Origin of the sequence: Sphingopyxis sp. KK2, from assembly GCF_001990265.1 — a bacterium.
GTDB lineage: Bacteria > Pseudomonadota > Alphaproteobacteria > Sphingomonadales > Sphingomonadaceae > Sphingopyxis.
On sequence record NZ_LYVN01000006.1, the window covers coordinates 1 to 17015 of the forward strand.

Sequence of the window (17015 nt, forward strand, 5' to 3'; positions counted from 1 at the left end):
TAGCAAAGCGGCTGGGCGGGCGAGGGCGGGTGCGCCGCATCGCGTTCGGCGGGGGGAGTCCCAATGCGATCGCCCCGGTCGAACTCGTTCGTCTCCTCGACCAGGTCCAGACGCTGTTCGACGCGCATCATCCCGAGATTTCTATCGAGCTCGATCCGCGCGGCTTCTCGTCCGAATGGGCTCTTGTCCTCGCGGCGGCGCGGGTCGGCCGGGTCAGCCTGGGCGTCCAGACATTCGCCCCGCATATCCAGCAGGCGATAGGACGAATCCAGCCGCTTTCGCATATCGAACATGTCGTGGCTTCGCTCCGCCTGCGGGGGATCGATGCGATCAACTTCGACCTGATGTACGGCTTGCCCGGTCAAGGACTCGCGGATCTCGAGGCAACCCTCGCCGAGACGATCCGGCTGGCGCCGAGCCGCATTGCCCTGTTCGGCTACGCCCATCTCCCCGACATGATCCCGCGTCAACGCCGCATCGACGCGTCCGACCTGCCCGACATGAAACTTCGCTTCGAACAGGCCGAACTCGGATATCGCCTGTTGACCCACGCTGGCTACGTCCCCGTCGGCTTCGATCATTTCGCGCTACCCGGCGACCCGCTGGCAATCGCCGCGAGCGAGCGGCGCGTGAACCGGAATTTCCAGGGATTCACGGAGGATGATGCACCAGTACTGATAGGGCTCGGCGCGAGCGCCATCGGACGATTTCCGGACCTGATCGTTCAGAACGAGAAGAGGGCGGGGCATTATCGCGACATGGTGATGGAAGGGCGGCTCGCTTCGGTTCGCGGCGTTCAACTCGACGCTGACGAGCAGCGTCGAGCCGGCCATATACGGGACCTTTTGTGCACGCACCGCACGCATTTGAACGCGTGCGAACGCGCTGTCGCACAAGGGGGCCTGGCCGAATATGGACAAAAGGGGCTGATCAAGTGGGAGGGGACAGATCTCGTGATCAGCAATCGCGGCCTACCCTATGCACGACATGTCGCCGCCGAATTCGATCGCATTCGCGGTAAGTTGGTCTCCACGAAGCCCGCGAGCGTCTGAAGCGTTTGACGATCTTCCCAAAGCGGATTGTCGATGATCGGCCAACTCCGCTTGCTCGGTCATGTCTTGTCGCCGCCAAACGGCCGCGCGACCTCCGATTTGGCCTCGCAAACAGTATGGTGCTTCTCACACTCTCTGGTGCTGTCGGTCGCCTGACGGCCGCACTGCGCGGCTGATCAGTCTTCGATGATCGATGCGAGCGCGCGGGCGACGCGGCGCAGCGTGTCGGGATGCGACCACATCGGGTGGTCGCGCGACCGGTCGGCGAGCTCGGTTTCGCGTCCCGCCAATATCCCGCCGATCGCGCCGCCCATGAACACGAGGCGCTGGTTGAGCAGGTCCGCGGGCAGGTCGGGCATCAGGCGCCGCACCTCGTCGAGGCAGCGCTGATAGCCCGAGTTCCAGCGCCCCGCGAGCGCGTCCATGAACAGCGCGCGGTTCGACAATTGCAGCCCGACGACGAAGCGGTTGTAGCATTCGCCCCATGCTGGCGGATCGGGGTCAACCGAAGTTTCGACCAAAATCTCCATCACGTCGACAACGCTGTGCAGGTCGCCGTCGGCCTTGGCGCGATCGAGCGCGGCGTTTCGGCGCGCGTCGATGGCTTGGGCGCCGTCGACGACCAGTTCGCGGATCAGCGCGTCCTTCGACCCGAAATGATAGGTGATCGCGGCGTGGTTCTTCTGCCCCGCCGCCTCGGCGATCTGGCGCACAGTCACGCCATCGATCCCGCGCTCGGCGAAGAGTTTAAGCGCGACCGCCTTCAGATGCTGCGGTGCCTCAGAATGCGCGGTGGAGGGGGCACGGGCCATGCGGCGCATTTGCCATTGACAGCGGCACGCGTCAAATGCATTTATCCAAATGGATAAACGAAGAGGGATGAGGATGATCGAGGGAGTCGACCTCGCAGCGCTCGAGCGCTGGATGGACGGGCAGGGCGTCGGCACCGGGCCGATCGCCGATGCGCGCCTGCTGTCGGGCGGCACGCAGAACATCCTGATGCGCTTCCGCCGCGGCGATGCCTCCTATGTGCTGCGCCGTCCGCCGCCGGTGCCGCGCGCCAATTCGAACGATACGATGCGGCGCGAGGCGCGGGTGCTCGCCGCGCTCGACGGCACGGCGGTGCCGCACCCGCGCCTCGTCGCGGCTTGCGGCGACGAGGATGTGCTCGGCGTCGCCTTCTACCTGATGCAACCGGTCGAGGGCTTCAATGCCACGCAGGGCCTGCCTGCGCTTCACGCCAGCGACGCGGCGGTGCGTCACCGCATCGGACTGTCGATGGTCGAGGCGATCGCCGCGCTCGGCGCTATCGACTATCGCGCGGTCGGGCTCGACGGGTTCGGCAAGCCCGACAACTATCTCGAGCGCCAGGTCGGGCGGTGGAAGGCGCAGCTCGCCAGCTATGCCGATTTCGCCGAATGGCCCGGCCCCGAAGCGATCCCCGGGGTCGAGCGCGTCGCCGACTGGCTCGACGCGCACCGCCCGGCCGATTTCCGCCCCGGCATCATCCATGGCGATTTCCATCTCGCCAATGTCATGGTGCGCCCCGACAGCGGCGACATCGCCGCAGTCGTCGATTGGGAATTGAGCACGATCGGCGATCCCTTGCTCGATCTCGGTTGGCTGCTCGCGACGTGGCCCGAGGACGACATGCCGCGCGCGACCGATGTCGCGGTCACCCCGTGGGAGGGCTTCGCAACCCCCGACGAACTGGTGGCGCATTATGCCAAGGTAAGCGGCCGCGACCTGTCGGCGCTCGACTGGTATGTCGTGCTCGCCTGCTACAAGCTCGGGATCATCCTCGAGGGGACGCACGCCCGCGCCTCTGCCGGCAAGGCGCCGAAGGAGACCGGCGACCGCCTCCACGCCCACACACTCGACCTGTTCGATCGCGCACTGCGCCGCATCAGCTGAAGGAATGACGATGAAAGACGACACCGATTTTACGGGCCGGCGGGTGCTGGTCGTCGGCGGATCGAGCGGGATCGGCAACGGCATTGCGCACGGCTTCCGCCTGCGCGGTGCCGAGGTGCATGTGTGGGGGACGCGCGCGGCGGCGAGCGATTATGACGCGGCCGACGGATCGGACCTCAATGGTCTTGGCTACAGCTGCGTCGACGTCGGCGACCCCGATGCGATCGAGGCGGCACCGCTGCCGTTCGGCTCGCTCGACGCGCTGATTCTGTGCCAGGGCACCGTCGTCTATCGTCGCGGCGAGTTCGAACGCGACGGCTGGGACCGCGTCATGGCGGTCAATCTCGACAGCCTGATGCACATATCGCGCAAATTCCGCGCGCAGTTATCCGACGCGGGCGGCTCTATCGTCATCGTCAGCTCGATCTCGGGGCTGAAGGCGAATATCGGCAACCCCGCCTATGCCGCGTCGAAGGCGGGCGCCATCAGCCTGACCAAGACGCTGGGACAGGCCTTCGCTGCCGACGGCATCCGCGTCAACGGGCTTGCCCCCGGCCTTGTCGACACCAAGCTGACCAAGGTCACCACCCAGAATCCCGAGCGGCTGCAAGGCACGCTCGCCCACATCCCGCAACGACGGATGGGCACCCCCGAGGACATGGCGGGCGCCGCGATCTTCCTAGCATCGCCGCTCGCCTCCTATGTCACCGGCCACACGCTCATCGTCGATGGCGGCCTCTCGCTCTAAAAATGCTCTCAGGAAAGGCAGACAGATGAATTTCGAATATAGCGACAAGGTCGCCGGGCTGATCGCACAGATCGAAGCCTTCATGGACGAGCATATCTATCCGAACGAACAGGCCTATTACGACTTCGTCCACGACCAGAACAACCGCTGGCAGGAATGGCCGGGGATGGAGGCGCTGAAGGAAAAGGCGCGCGAACAGGGGCTGTGGAACCTGTTCCTGCCGCACGAATATGGTGCATTCTCGCCGGGGCTCACCAACCTCGAATATGCGCCGCTTGCCGAAATCTTCGGGCGCGTGCCCTGGTCGAGCCAGGTGTTCAACTGCTCGGCGCCCGATACCGGCAATATGGAAGTGCTCGCGAAATTCGGCTCACCCGCGCAGCAGGAAAAATGGCTGAAGCCGCTGCTCGCCGGCGAAATCCGCTCGGCCTATGTGATGACCGAGCCGCAGGTCGCCTCGTCCGACGCGACCAACCTCGAGCTGTCGATCATTCCCGACGGCGACGATTATGTCATCAACGGGCGCAAATGGTGGATTTCGAACGCGATGCACCCGCGCTGCGACCTATTCATCGTGATGGGAAAGACCGACTTCGACGCCCCGCGCCACGCGCAGCATTCGCAGATCCTCGTCCCCCGCGACACGCCGGGGGTCATCGTGGTCCGCAACCAGACGATCTTCGGGTCCTATAATTCGCCGGGCGGCGAGTCCGAACTGCGCTTCGAAAATGTCCGCGTGCCGAAGGAAAATCTGATCCTCGGCGAAGGCCGCGGCTTCGAGATCGCACAGGGGCGCCTCGGGCCGGGCCGCATCCACCATTGCATGCGCTCGATCGGGCAGGCGCAGCGCGCGCTCGAATATATGGCGCGCCGCGTCGACAGCCGCGTCGCCTTCGGCAAGAAGCTCGCCGACCAGAGCAGCATCCGCCAGGACGTGGCGAAAAGCTTTTGCGAGGTCGAAATGGCGCGGCTGCTGACCTTGAAGGCCGCCGATGCCATGGACCGCTTCGGCAACAAGCAGGCCAAGGATCTGATCGCGGCGATCAAGGTCGTCGCGCCGACGATGGCGCAGACCGTGTCCGATCGCGCGATCCAGGCGCATGGCGGCATGGGGGTCAGCGAGGATACGCCGGTCGCCTATTTCTTCACGCTCAACCGCTACGTCCGCCTGACCGACGGACCCGAGGAAGTGCATATGTCGCAGCTCGGCAAGCAGAAGATCGCCGAATATGTCGCCGCGAACCGGCGCTGATCGGAAAGGGGAGCCAAGGCCATGAAAGCCCTTCGCTATTACGGCGCGCACGACATCCGCTACGAAAGCATGGACGATCCGACGCCGCAGTCGGATCGCGATGCGATCGTCAAGGTCACCGCCTGCGCGATCTGCGGCAGCGACCTGCACATCTATCACGGCCACGGCTTTTCGGAGGATGTCGGCTTCTGCGTCGGGCATGAGGCGGTGGGCGAGGTCGTCGAAACCGGACGCGGCGTGTCGCGGCTGAAGGTCGGCGACAAGGTGATGATCCCCGCCGCGGTCGGCTGCGGGTCATGCCGCCAGTGCCTCGCCGGCGTCGTCAATCTCTGCGAGTTCGGCATGGGCTCCTGCTACGGCCTGTCGGCGAAGCTGCAGGGCTCGCAGGCCGAGGCGGTGCGCGTGCCCGCCGCCGACGTCAATGCGGTACTGATCCCCGACGGCGTGTCGGAGGAACAGGCGCTGCTGATGACCGACGCGCTCGCGACCGCCTGGTTCGGCGCGCGAAATGCCGACATCGTGCCGGGCAGCAGTGTCGCGGTGATCGGCCTCGGCCCGATCGGCCTGATGGCGGTCGAGAGCGCCTTCGTCATGGGCGCGCATGTCGTCTATGCGATCGATCCGGTCGCCGAACGCCGTGCCCTGGCCGAAGAGGCGGGCGCGATCGCGCTGCACCCCGGCGAAGCGGTCGAGACGATCCGCGATGCCACTAAAGGCCGCAAGCTCGACTGCGCGATCGAGGTCGTCGGGCGCGACGAGACGGTCGACCTCGCGCTGCGGCTTGTCCGTGCGCGCGGCACCGTGTCGGTGATCGGGGTGCAGCAGTCGCGGCGTTATGCCTTCCCGCTCGAACGCTTCTTTGCGGCCGGGCTGACTTTCCGCGCCGGGACCTGCTCGGTACCCGAGGAATTGCCGACGTTGTTCCCGCTGGTCCAGTCGGGACGGCTGAAGCCCGAGAAATATATCAGCCACCGCCTGCCGCTGAGCGAAGGCGCCGAAGCCTATAAGCTGTTCGATGCGCGCGACGCTGGCGCGCTCAAAATGGTTCTGACGCCAGATTGAATATCAAGCAGGATCGACACCGATCGGTATCGAGAAGAATGTTCCATCGTCCGCTTTTCACGGTTTGGACTCGAAACCCGAAAATCCCAAACCGGCCAACGACGGCCGGGTTAGCAACCTTTACCTGGCCCTTGCTGAACTTTGGCAAGGCGCATCCAAATTTGTCCACGGATTCGCTGCGAAGGAAAGGGGCGTGAAATTTCCGCAATGTTCCAAGGGGAAAATGGTGGACGCACTAGGGCTCGAACCTAGGACCCGCTGATTAAGAGTCAGCTGCTCTACCAACTGAGCTATGCGTCCCCACGAGGCTTCGTAAGGACAGGATGGTGGACGCACTTGGGCTCGAACCAAGGACCCGCTGATTAAGAGCGCGGTGGCCATTATTTTTATTTTTTAATGTTAGTTACTTAGGTGCATCCGTGTTCAATTCATTCTAATTCTGGCAACCGAATTCTAACATGCTCTACCATATCCTACGGCACAAATTCACCTACAACGGATATCGGGTTGAGTGTCAGTTCAGCGCCCGATTGTGGACATTCGGCGCGCGCCGTACGATGCCCGACAGTGGACATTCGTTGGATTGGCCGATGAGCTAGCCGTTCAAGGTCAAACGGCCGGCAAGAATCTCTCGGCAGATTGTCGATCCTCGTCCGGACGGGGGATATCATGCCGTCGGCCATAGGTTCCCGGAGAGCGCCTGGCCACTGGAAGACTGGCTACGCATCCGCTTCTTGGGAAGCTTCGCTGGAACTGACCTGTCGCCGGCCTCCATCGGTTACGGAGGGTCGAGGTTGGCCGCGCGCTCGGCAAGGGAGCCGAGCAGCTGGATATAGCCATAATGCTGCCGGACCTGATTTTGCTGCGCGAGTTCGGCCAGCGAGGCGCCGAGCGTCATGCGCGAGACGCCGAGCAGGTCCGCGAGCTGCTGCTGCGTCGCGCGGGCCACATCACGACCGGCTTCGTTCCGCGCCATGACGACAAGCATGTTTGCGAGCCGTTCGGTCGTGTTCAATCGTCGTTCGGCGTCGATGATGTTGAGTGCGCCCCCGAGCCGTTGCGCCAGGTTTGCCATCATCAATTCGGCCCATCTGACATCCGCGGCAATCAACCGGTGCAGCAAAGGCCGATCGATGGCGATCAGGCTCGCCTCGCCTTGAGCGATCGCATCATCCTGTCGCGGCATGCCGGTAAGGAAAGCCAGCTCCCCGAACATGGCGCCCGCAGCGAGAACTGCGAAATGGGTAAAAACGCCATCTTCGGAATGCCGGCCGATGGTGACATGGCCATCGAGGATCGCCCAGAAGACGTCTCCCGGATCGCCCCGATGCTGGACGAACTGGCCATCGGCGAAATGCTGGACCTTTGCGTACGCGGTCAGTTCCGCGAACTCGCGCGCGGAAAGTTCTGATCGCTCCGGCGTCGCTAAATGATAGCTCTTTGGCATTTCCGGACATCGAGTTGTGGCATTGCGTGCGCAATAGCAAGCCGCAATCTTTCGCGCATGGGGGAGGGGATGCGGTTTGCGGCAATCATTTGTGGGAAGCAGGCAGTGGACCGCGGGATGAAAAGCAGGCCTGAACATTTCTCGGTCGAGGATTTCCGCGTGCCCCGGGATTATCTCCGGCTCATTGCGGGAAAGGCTGCGAGCGAAGCGATGCTCGCTGCTACAAACGACAATGCGGGCGACAATGCAGGCGATGACGACAGCCTCTCGTCGATCACCTTCGTCAATCTTTGCCTCCATTATTTCCGATCGACTTATCGTGAGAGCCTTGCCAACGGACCCGAGGTCCGGTTTGGCGCGTTCGGCCTGATCGTGTCCGCCGCAGGACAGGGATTGAGTTTCGCCGATGCGCTCGAGCGCACCGTCGGCGCGATCGAGATTCTGCGCCCCGAACTTTCGGCGAAAGTCACCAGCAATCCTACCTCGCTGGCCCTGTCCCTCGAACCGAGGCAGGGCGGACCGGCGGCAGAAGTCGGCGTCGAATTTCTGGCCATGTCGCTGCAATGCGCGTTTCGGTGGCTCACCGGTAGAAGGCTACGGCCGGTCCAGGTTCGCGCGGCAGAGCCCGCCGCACGGCACGAGGTGTCGATGCTCAACATTCTGGCTTGCCCCGTCGTCCGGCGCGGTACCGGCGTGACCATCTATTATGATCGCGCGGATGGCGCGCGACCGCTCCAGCCGCAAAAATATGATTGTTGGGCGAGCAAGGAACTTCCCGAATTCCGCGCGCTGCTTCGCGAATTCGCCGACAAGATCAACCGGCATGAACATGTAGCCGAAAGCCCGCTCGTCGCGCGCGTCGACGAACTCCTCACCACGGGCGTCCATCTCGAGGCCGAGGTCGCGGCGCGGCTTCATATGAGCCCGGCTTCGCTGCGACGCCACCTGTCCGAATATGGGACGTCGTTCCGGGCGCGGCTCGACCGGATGAAGCGCGATACCGTCGAGGCGCTGCTCCAGACCGATATGCCGCTCGAGGCCATCGCGGCGGACACCGGATTCTCCGATGTCCGCAGCCTGCGCCGGGCGTGCGTGCGCTGGTTCGGATCGCCACCCGCCTCGTACCGCCGGAGCGGACCAAAGGGGACATAAGGCGAGGGGGGGCATTTTAAGCGATAAAGTCCCCCCACTTTGCGCGCTCGGGTCATTGTTGGCCGAAAAACAAGGCCATATCGAAAGAGTATTCCGGAAATGGCGGGCCCTCCCCGGGACCAGGGACATCGCCAAGCGGGATTGCGTGCCGGCTCACTGACCGGAGTATTTGGGAGGACTTTGATGAATTATGTGGAACGCGCGGCATCGCCGCGTCGGCGGGGTCTTGTTGCACGCCTGCTGTTCGGGGCAGCGCTACCGGCCATCGCAATCGCCTTCGCCATGCCTGCGCACGCGGCCGAAGATGGCGCAAGCGCCGACAGCGCCGACGCCGCTGCAACCGATGCTGATAAGGACATAATCCTTGTCGTCGGCGAGCGTCTCGAAACGAACCTCATGAAAATCCCGATGGCGATCCAGGATATTCCTGCCGAACGCCTGCAGGATCTGAAAATCAATTCGGTCAAGGACCTCAATCTCGTTGCGCCGTCCTTCACCGTGTCGCGCAGCTATCAGGGCACGCCGCAATACAGCATTCGCGGCATCGGCTTCAACGCGATCAACATGTCGGCCTCGCCGACGGTGACGCTGTATCAGGACGATATCGCCTATCCCTATCCTTTCACGCAATTGGGTCCGGTCTTCGACCTTGGTGGCGCGCAGGTGCTCAAAGGACCGCAGGGCACGGTGTTCGGCCGCAATACGACCGCGGGGGTGATCAACCTGACGTCGAACCAGCCGACCGAGGAATATACGGGGTCGCTCGCGATCGACGTTGGCAATTATGAGACATTCAATCTCGAAGGCTTTCTGAGCGGACGGGTTTCGCCATGGCTGAAAGCGCGCCTCGCTTTCCGGACCGAGCAAAGCATGAAAGGCTGGCAGCGGAGCGAATCGCGTCCCGAAGACCGGCTGGGCGAGGTTCACAATACAGGCGCCCGCCTGATCCTCGCGGCCGATCCGTCGCCGGGGCTGGACATTACGCTGACGCTGTCGGGATGGAAGAATGAATCGGACACCCGCGCGATGCAGGCGATCGGCCTGACCCCCGGCGCAGACCAGAAATATGGGAATGGTGCGGCGGCGCTCTCGACGAATGACACTTTGAGGGAGTTCGTTGGCGCCCCTTGCCCGGCTGACGATACAGAATGTTATAATGGCGGATATGATTTTGAGCTTGAGGAATATGTCTATCCGAAGGATCATATCCGCGAATGGGACAACCGGACAGCAGACTGGTCACCTGCACATAAGACGTCATATCGACACGCTGCCGTTCGTGGATATGATCCTGACAGCTTTATCTATAATCATCCCTTTTTTCAGGATGTGGTGCCGGGCCGCGCCGACGGTATTGGCAACAGCGAAGCTTTGCCGGGCAAGCTGAACGAAAATACCAGCTTCTGGTCCACCAGCCTCGATATCGGATATGATATTTCCGATGGTCTGCGGCTGATATCGCTCAGCAACTTCCAGAAACTCAGCCGCGATTCGCTGCAGGATGTCAGCGGTGCACCCTATGAAGTTCTGATCCAGAATCCCAAGGGATCGATTCAGTCCTGGTCGCAGGAACTGCAGCTGAAGGGCGATACGGGTCCGGTCAAATGGTCGGTTGGCGGCTATTATGGGAAGGACAAGATCGAGGAAAATATCCGGAGCAATATCTTTAACAACTCCAACTCGCAGGCGGTTCGGCGATATTTTTCCAATGGCGCGAACGTCGCCGAGGGGCTCCCCGGATATGACGAGTATATCGAACAGGTTAGCGACGACGATCGGGCCGGTGCGTTCCGCTCGCTTCGCGATGTGGGCCAATTCGACGTCGAGACGAAAAGCCTTCTCGCCAACGCCGAATGGGCGGTTACCGATACGCTGACCCTGAGCGGAGGCGCCCGTTACACTTGGGATCGCCTCGAATTCCGGGGCTGTACAAAGGACGTCAACGGCAACGCCCTCCTCGGCGCCCACTCGGGGGTGCTTTACCTGATAGAAAGGGCGTATGGAAAGGCAGCCATTCCCGACGCTCCGGCCAAGCCGAACGAATGTCTGACCATGTATCAGGATGGCACCCGGATTGACGACGAAAAGGGAGAGGTTCCGCATTTTGAGCGCGGCGAGGTCCACAATATCCAGAAAGAGAGCAATTTCTCGTGGCGCGCGGCATTGAGCTGGCGGCCTGTCCCGGAATTGATGGCTTATGCCTCTGCCTCGCGCGGGTATAAGTCGGGGGTCAACCCGCTCAACACCGCCAATTCCGAAAAGCAGGATGCTCCGGTAAAGCAGGAAGAACTAACCGCCTACGAAGCCGGTGCCCGCCTCGATATCGATCGCTTCCGATTGGGTGTCGGCGGCTTCTATTATGATTATCGCGATAAGCAATTGTCGGGATATTACAAGGATCCAGTGTTCACGACCCTCGCAGCGCTGGTCAATGTGCCCAAATCGAAAGCCTGGGGTATCGAGGGAGACCTGAGCGTCGAGCCGGTGCGGGGCATCACCCTGTTTGGTAACGCTCTCTATCTCAAAACCAAAATCCTCGAAACCGACCCAACTGCAGTCAACGAACTGGGACGTTTGGCAAGCTACAATGGATCGGGCTTCGGCGTTCCCAAATGGGCATTGAGCGGCGGTGCGTCGTTCAACACCTCACTTGGTGAGGCACTTGGCCTGCGTGCGACGGTGAACTATCGCTGGCAGTCAAAGACGATTGGCATGCGAAGCACCCAGTTCGCCTATGAGGAATTTGGTGAAAAGATACCGGAACAGTCCAGCCCGAAGGAGCATTATTACGATATCAAGGCTTACGGGTTGCTCAACGCGAACATCACCTTGTTCGACGGCGACGACAATGACTGGGAATTCTCGATCTGGGGTCGCAACCTGAACCAAACCGACTATGCCATCGGGGTCAAATCGAACGCCACGACGATCTTCCGCATTCCGGGCGATCCGCGCACCTTCGGCGCGACCTTCCGCGTGAATTTCTAAACCTCCACAGCCTGCGTTCGAACCCACCTCTCATTTTCGGGAACGCAGGATCACTGCTGCCGCGCAAATATCATTGCGCGGTAGCATTTTTTTTCGTGCCACATTTACCGGGCGCCAAGGTTCCCCATTTCCCGATATGCGGGGAAGGTCGCGCCCGATGCTTCTGGTTCATCATTTCGGTGGAGTCCGCTCTGTCCTTTTGACGACCGGAAGCGGACCGTCGGTAGAGGGGCAGGGCCGGTTCTTCCTGGCGCCAGAAGGCGCTGTGGCGGATATCTACATGGCTCGAAAGTGCAGGCGGTCGGGCTCGATAGCGCCCGCCTGACGCACAGCAACCGCGCCTCCCGTGTCGTGGGATCCCCCGTAAGCAGACCTACCCTAAACGGCCATCATTCGACCGCGATACCGCGAGCCATCGGGACCCATGGATATGCACCGGGGATGCCGGCATCCATATCCTTGTTCTCCGGAAAGATCGGCCACAGCAATTGCCGCTTGCCATTGCGTTCCCGGTGCCTCAGCAGAGCATGCGGGAATGCAAAGAAGTTATCATTTTGCGATGGCCGAGCGATCACGGCTTTCCGCGCGCGAGCTCGCGCAACTGGCCGCGCGCGCAAGGGTTCAGCATTTTTCTGGCGGACAATTCATTCAGCACCAGGGCGATCCGGGCGATGCCTTCTGGGCGGTCGTCGACGGTCATGTCACCATCGGCCGTCATTCCGAAGACGGCGTCTTCACCCACTTCGCGGTTCTCGCCGCGGGAGACCTGTTCGGCGAGCTTGCCTTCTTCACCGATGTGCCGAGGCAGGTCGACGCGATCGCCGACGGCAGCGCCAGCATGATCGCCATCGATCGGCCCCTGCTGCGCCAGCTGATGGCCGCGGATGTCGGTTGGGCCGAATTGCTGCTGCGGAGTCTGTCGCGGCAGCTCGCGAGCGCGCTCGACACCATCGATGCCGACCGGCGATTGAGCGCGACCGAGCGGCTCGCCAATCTGCTTGTCACCATCGCGCGGAGCGATGCCGGCCGTGACATCGTTCGCGCGACGCAGCAGCAGCTCGCCGACCTGCTCGGTGTCTCGCGCGTGACGCTGGGCGCCGCACTGACCGACCTCGCGAAGCAAAATCAGGTCCGGCGGCACTATGGCTATATCCGGCTGCTTGGATCCCTTGCCGGGCGGGCGGCCGATCCAGATTCCGAATAGGCCGCGACAGACCCGATCCAACGATTGCGTTCACCGGGTGGCGGCAAAAGTCGCAAACTTGACAGACCGGCCTCGCCGTCCGGCGTAACCCGCTTCCAAACATAATGGGAGAGGAAGCGAATGGAAGCGCATCCGTACAATATTCCGGCGTCGGCCTGTCTCGCAGCGCTGCAGCGAAACGGGGTCGATCACTTCGTAACGGTGCCGGACTGGATCCAGCTCGCGCTGCACGAGCGGGTCGAGGCCGGGGTCGATGGGCTCGAGCTCGTCCGCTGCAGCAACGAGGACCAGGCCGTCTGCGTATCCGCGGGCCTCAGGATCGCCGGCAAACGTCCGATCACCGTCATCCAGAACCAGGGCCTCTATGCCTGCGTCAACGCGCTCCGCGCCGTCTGCCTCGATGCGTCGATCCCCGTGGTGTTTCTCGTCGGGCATTTCGGCCGCGAATTCGGCAATTTCGGGCAGGACCCGAACCTGTCCGAGCGCAACACCGTCAAGCTTCTGGAGCCCATTCTGAACGCGCTCGGCGTCCGCTTCTGGCGGCTCGAAACCGAAGGAGACCTTGCCGGTATGGATGAGGCCTTCGCCTATGCCGACAGGGAAAGCCGCAGCGCGGTCCTGATCGTTGGCGCCCCCACGGGCTGGAACTGAAAGGCGCACGACATGGACATCAACGAAGCCTGCCGCATCATCGAGGGCGTGCGCGGCGGCGCCATATTGGTCGCAACGATGGGCGCGATGGGCGCGTTCGACCAGCTCGGCGCCGCGCAGCCGCGGATCAATTCGGTCCCCCTGATGGGGGGCGCCGCGAGCATCGGGCTGGGGCTGGCGATCGGCCGGCCGGATCGGCGCGTGATCGTCGTCGACGGCGACGCGAGCCTGCTGATGCAGCTCGGCGGCCTCGCCACGGTCGCCGAACGGCAGCCGCGCAATTTCCATCATTTCGTCATCCGCAACGGCACGCAGTTTTCGGGCTTTTCGAACCTCGCGACACCTGCCGAAGATATCGTCGATTTTGCGGCGATGGCGAAAGCGGCCGGTTATCGTGGAGCGTCCAGTTTCTCGGACGCAGCCGCCTTTTCCGAAGCGCTTCCCGCGATCCTCGCGGAAGACGGCCCCATCTTTACCGAGCTTCGCGTCACTCCGCCGCCGCCGATCCCGGGTGCCAACACCCAGTTCGAGATCCCGCCGCAGCAATTCGTCCGGATGGGCGCCGAGGCGGTCGCCCTGTCGGCGTGGCTCGCGGAGCGCGGCAATGACTGAAATCCAGGCCGATATCATCGTCGTCGGCGCGGGTTCGGCGGGCGCGACGCTCGCATCGCGGCTCGCCGAACGAAACGCAGGGAAGATACTCCTGCTCGAAGCGGGCGGCGCGCGGCAGGATGATTTCTGGGTCCGCACGCCGATCGGCATCGCGAAAATCCTGCAGAACCCCGACTATGTCTGGCCTTCTCAGACCGTTCCGCAGGCCAATCTTGTCGGCCAAAATGTCTATCTGCCGATGGGGCGGATGCTGGGGGGATCAAGCTCGGTCAACGGCATGGTCTATGTTCGCGGCGATCCGGAGGAGTTCGACCATTGGCGCGACCTAGGGTGCGAGGGTTGGGGCTATGACGACCTGCTGCCCTATTTCCGGCGCATGGAGGATTTCCCCGAAGGCGATGGGGCGACGCGCGGACGCGGCGGGCCGGTGCATGTCACCTCGCTCGCTCCCGACGCCGATCCGCTGACCGAAGCGTTCGTCGCGGCGTGCCGCGAGGCCGGCATTCCGCAGACGCGCGACTATAATGGCGGCCGTGCGGGTTCGAACAGCGGCGGTTATGAAGGCGTCGGCTATCTCCAGCTTTCGACCGAAGGCGGCGAGCGGTGCGGCACCGCGCGGGCCTATCTGAAGCGCACCGCACGGAATACCGATCTTCGCATCGAGACGGGCGCCCGCGCGGCGCGCATATTGTGGGAGGGCAAACGCGCCGTTGGTGTCGAGTTCAGCCAGAACGGCAGGCTGGTCACTGCGCGCGCGGCGAGGGAAGTGATCCTGTCGGCCGGTCCGATCCGGTCGCCGCAACTCCTCGAGCTGTCGGGTATCGGGCAGGCCGCGCGCCTCCAGGCACTCGGTATCGAGCCGGTCGCGGAGCTGCCGGGGGTCGGCGAAAATTTCCTCGACCATCTGCAGTCGCGCATCACCTTTGAATGTACCGGCTCCGACACGCTGAACATGATCCTCGCGAGCCGGATCAAGATGCTGACGATGGGCGCCAAATATCTCCTCACGAAGAAGGGGCTGATGGCGACGCCGTCGGCTACCGCCCATGCGACGGTGCGAACGAGCCGCGAGGCGCGGCCGGCGGTGAAGATCCAGATCCATCATCTCAGCGGCGCGGATCGTTATGCAAATGCGAAGGGAATGGGGCTCGATCCGTTCCCGGGTTTCGGGATCGGCTTCTTCCAGCTCCGCCCGCGCTCGCGCGGCAATATCCATATCACGTCGGCCGATCCGGCGCTCGACCCCGCGATCGATCCCAATTATCTCGCCGACGAAGGTGATCGTGCCGACATGCTCGACGCGCTGCGCATTTCGCGCGACGTCGTCGCGCAGGACGCTATGCGGCCCTTCGTCGTGCGCGAGACGCGGCCCGGTCCAGAGATCGCCGACGATGCCGGCCTCCTCGACTATATCAAGCGGTCGGGACAAACCTCGTGGCATCCGATCGGGACGTGCAAGATGGGTAGCGACCCGATGGCGGTGGTCGGCCCCGACCTTCGCGTGCAGGGTGTCGAAGGGCTGCGCATCGCCGATTCCTCGATCATGCCGACCATGCCATCGTCGAACACCAATGCGGCCTCGATCATGATCGGCGAAAAGGCCGCCGATCTGATCGCCGGCCAGCGTTGAGCGCGCCGCGATGAACGCCGATCAGTCGTTCCAGCCAGGCAAGGCATGGCGTATCGCCCTGCTGCTTGCGCTGTTCATCTTGATCAACTTCCTCGACAAGATTGTCTTCGGCCTCGTCGCGGTGCCGATGATGGCCGAACTCGACCTGTCGCCGACCGAGTTCGGCCTGATGGCGGGCGGGTTTTTCTGGCTGTTCGCGGTCGGCGGCATCGCCGGCGGGCTGCTGGCCGACCGCTTCCCGACCAAATGGATCATCGCCGGCATGGCGGCCTCATGGGCGCTGCTGCAGTTCCCGCTCGCGCTGACCTCGTCGATCGCGGTCATCTTGATCGGGCGGGTGCTGCTGGGCATGGCCGAGGGGCCCGCTTGGCCCGTCGCCGTCCATTCGCTTTACAAATGGTTCCCCAACACGAAGCGCACCCTCCCGGCCTCGATCCTCGGCCAGACCGCCGGGGTCGGATTGATCATCGCCGGACTTCTCATCCCGCAGATCACCCACAATTTCGGATGGCGCGCCAATTTCCTGATGCTCGGTGCGCTGGGCTGTCTGTGGCTTCTGCTCTGGCTTCTATTCGGCAGCGAAGGCCGCCTGATAGATGACAACGAGGCCACTGCGAGCGAACGCGCCGGGTTCAGCGAACTTGCCCGAAACCGCACACTCGTCGCCTGCATCATTGCCCATTTCGCGGCCTTCTGGACCTTGGCACTTACGCTGACCTGGGTGCCGGTCTATCTCGAAACCGGGCTTGGCTTTGATGCGATCACCGCCGGTCATATGTTCTCGGCCTTCATCGCGATCAATGTCGTCTTCGGGCTGCTCATGCCCGGCCTGTCGCAAAAGCTCTCCGCAAGCGGCCATAAGAGCCGTACCGCGCGGGGGCTGCTGACCACCGCCACGCTGATCGTCGCGGCGCTTTGCTACATCGCATTGCTCCTGCCCGACTTGACCCCGACTTTGCGGATCATCCTGCTCGGTCTCGGCGCGGGGATGGCGCAGACGATCTATTTCACCGGCCCCGCGATGATCAGCGAATGCACGCCGCCGCGGCAGCGCGGCTTCCTGCTCGCGCTCGATAATTCGCTCGCGTCGACGGCGGGAATACTCGCCCCCGTCGTCACCGGCTATCTCGTCCAATATTCGGCGGGCGGGATGACGCGTGGCTATGATTTGGGGTTCGCGGTCGCGGGCGTCCTGCTGCTCGTCGCTGCCGCGATCGGCGCCAAATTCCTCCATCCGGAACGGTCGGGCTCGCGCGAAGCGACCAGCCTCGGTGCGGCGAGCGCCATTCCAACTCAAAATTAG

At 63.0% G+C, this 17015-nt stretch carries 14 protein-coding genes and 1 tRNA gene; 12 read left to right on the top strand and 3 right to left on the bottom strand.

Translation table 11 applies throughout. The features are described 5' to 3' along the window. The first annotated feature begins 29 nt into the window (after positions 1–29). Positions 30–1052 (top strand): radical SAM protein, encoded by a 1023-nt coding sequence (locus B1A78_RS01780; RefSeq protein ID WP_256837399.1) that lies wholly within the window; start codon positions 30–32, stop codon positions 1050–1052. 176 nt (positions 1053–1228) lie between these two features. Here B1A78_RS01780 and B1A78_RS01785 read toward each other — a convergent pair whose 3' ends face one another. Continuing rightward, complete coding sequence (locus tag B1A78_RS01785; protein WP_077145345.1) at positions 1229–1864, bottom strand: TetR/AcrR family transcriptional regulator; 636 nt, start codon at positions 1862–1864, stop codon at positions 1229–1231. A gap of 73 nt (positions 1865–1937) precedes the next feature. On the opposite strand from B1A78_RS01785, the gene B1A78_RS01790 reads away from it, so the two are divergent. The 4 genes from B1A78_RS01790 to B1A78_RS01805 are packed head-to-tail and all read left to right on the top strand — an operon-like array spanning position 1938 to position 6028. After that, positions 1938–2966: a phosphotransferase family protein gene (locus B1A78_RS01790; RefSeq protein ID WP_077145335.1), complete on the top strand. Its 1029-nt coding sequence runs from the start codon at positions 1938–1940 to the stop codon at positions 2964–2966. Positions 2967–2976: 10 nt separating this feature from the next. Then, positions 2977–3714, top strand: coding sequence for an SDR family NAD(P)-dependent oxidoreductase (locus B1A78_RS01795; RefSeq protein WP_077145346.1), 738 nt, complete (start codon positions 2977–2979; stop codon positions 3712–3714). Between the two features lie 25 nt (positions 3715–3739). Continuing rightward, entirely contained in the window at positions 3740–4966 is a 1227-nt protein-coding gene (locus B1A78_RS01800; protein WP_077145336.1) for an acyl-CoA dehydrogenase family protein, read from the top strand. 21 nt (positions 4967–4987) lie between these two features. Continuing rightward, complete coding sequence (locus tag B1A78_RS01805) at positions 4988–6028, top strand: alcohol dehydrogenase family protein (protein ID WP_077145337.1); 1041 nt, start codon at positions 4988–4990, stop codon at positions 6026–6028. A gap of 224 nt (positions 6029–6252) precedes the next feature. Here the strand turns inward: B1A78_RS01805 and B1A78_RS01810 are convergent. Continuing rightward, positions 6253–6328, bottom strand: a tRNA-Lys gene (locus B1A78_RS01810). A 478-nt stretch (positions 6329–6806) separates the two neighbouring features. Next, positions 6807–7475, bottom strand: coding sequence for a Crp/Fnr family transcriptional regulator (locus B1A78_RS22480; RefSeq protein ID WP_037466733.1), 669 nt, complete (start codon positions 7473–7475; stop codon positions 6807–6809). Positions 7476–7592: 117 nt separating this feature from the next. On the opposite strand from B1A78_RS22480, the gene B1A78_RS01820 reads away from it, so the two are divergent. The 7 genes from B1A78_RS01820 (at position 7593) to B1A78_RS01850 (ending at position 17015) form a co-directional block, all read left to right on the top strand. Further along, positions 7593–8627: an AraC family transcriptional regulator gene (locus tag B1A78_RS01820; protein ID WP_077145338.1), complete on the top strand. Its 1035-nt coding sequence runs from the start codon at positions 7593–7595 to the stop codon at positions 8625–8627. A gap of 183 nt (positions 8628–8810) precedes the next feature. Beyond that, entirely contained in the window at positions 8811–11615 is a 2805-nt protein-coding gene (locus B1A78_RS01825) for a TonB-dependent receptor (RefSeq protein WP_037466737.1), read from the top strand. 424 nt (positions 11616–12039) lie between these two features. Beyond that, the gene (locus B1A78_RS01830; protein WP_081570247.1) at positions 12040–12819 is read left to right on the top strand and encodes a Crp/Fnr family transcriptional regulator; all 780 of its coding nucleotides are present in this window, start codon (positions 12040–12042) and stop codon (positions 12817–12819) included. 120 nt (positions 12820–12939) lie between these two features. Further along, a complete protein-coding gene (locus tag B1A78_RS01835; RefSeq protein ID WP_037466744.1) occupies positions 12940–13470 on the top strand; it encodes a thiamine pyrophosphate-binding protein in 531 nt (176 codons plus the stop codon). A gap of 12 nt (positions 13471–13482) precedes the next feature. Beyond that, positions 13483–14082, top strand: coding sequence for a thiamine pyrophosphate-dependent enzyme (locus tag B1A78_RS01840; protein ID WP_037466746.1), 600 nt, complete (start codon positions 13483–13485; stop codon positions 14080–14082). Continuing rightward, on the top strand, positions 14075–15712 hold the full coding sequence (locus tag B1A78_RS01845; RefSeq protein WP_037466748.1) for a GMC family oxidoreductase: 1638 nt from the start codon (positions 14075–14077) through the stop codon (positions 15710–15712). The genes B1A78_RS01840 and B1A78_RS01845 overlap by 8 nt, the downstream gene beginning before the upstream one ends. A gap of 10 nt (positions 15713–15722) precedes the next feature. Continuing rightward, the gene (locus tag B1A78_RS01850) at positions 15723–17015 is read left to right on the top strand and encodes an MFS transporter (protein WP_037466751.1); all 1293 of its coding nucleotides are present in this window, start codon (positions 15723–15725) and stop codon (positions 17013–17015) included.

Coding starts and splice junctions, on each gene's coding strand:
- B1A78_RS01800 (WP_077145336.1), top strand. CDS start 3,740: ATGAATTTCGAATATAGCGACAAGGTCGCCGGGCTGATCGCACAGATC.
- B1A78_RS01830 (WP_081570247.1), top strand. CDS start 12,040: ATGGATATGCACCGGGGATGCCGGCATCCATATCCTTGTTCTCCGGAA.
- B1A78_RS01840 (WP_037466746.1), top strand. CDS start 13,483: ATGGACATCAACGAAGCCTGCCGCATCATCGAGGGCGTGCGCGGCGGC.
- B1A78_RS01785 (WP_077145345.1), bottom strand. CDS start 1,864: ATGGCCCGTGCCCCCTCCACCGCGCATTCTGAGGCACCGCAGCATCTG.
- B1A78_RS01850 (WP_037466751.1), top strand. CDS start 15,723: ATGAACGCCGATCAGTCGTTCCAGCCAGGCAAGGCATGGCGTATCGCC.
- B1A78_RS01835 (WP_037466744.1), top strand. CDS start 12,940: ATGGAAGCGCATCCGTACAATATTCCGGCGTCGGCCTGTCTCGCAGCG.
- B1A78_RS01820 (WP_077145338.1), top strand. CDS start 7,593: ATGAAAAGCAGGCCTGAACATTTCTCGGTCGAGGATTTCCGCGTGCCC.
- B1A78_RS01845 (WP_037466748.1), top strand. CDS start 14,075: ATGACTGAAATCCAGGCCGATATCATCGTCGTCGGCGCGGGTTCGGCG.
- B1A78_RS01805 (WP_077145337.1), top strand. CDS start 4,988: ATGAAAGCCCTTCGCTATTACGGCGCGCACGACATCCGCTACGAAAGC.
- B1A78_RS01825 (WP_037466737.1), top strand. CDS start 8,811: ATGAATTATGTGGAACGCGCGGCATCGCCGCGTCGGCGGGGTCTTGTT.
- B1A78_RS01790 (WP_077145335.1), top strand. CDS start 1,938: ATGATCGAGGGAGTCGACCTCGCAGCGCTCGAGCGCTGGATGGACGGG.
- B1A78_RS22480 (WP_037466733.1), bottom strand. CDS start 7,475: ATGCCAAAGAGCTATCATTTAGCGACGCCGGAGCGATCAGAACTTTCC.
- B1A78_RS01795 (WP_077145346.1), top strand. CDS start 2,977: ATGAAAGACGACACCGATTTTACGGGCCGGCGGGTGCTGGTCGTCGGC.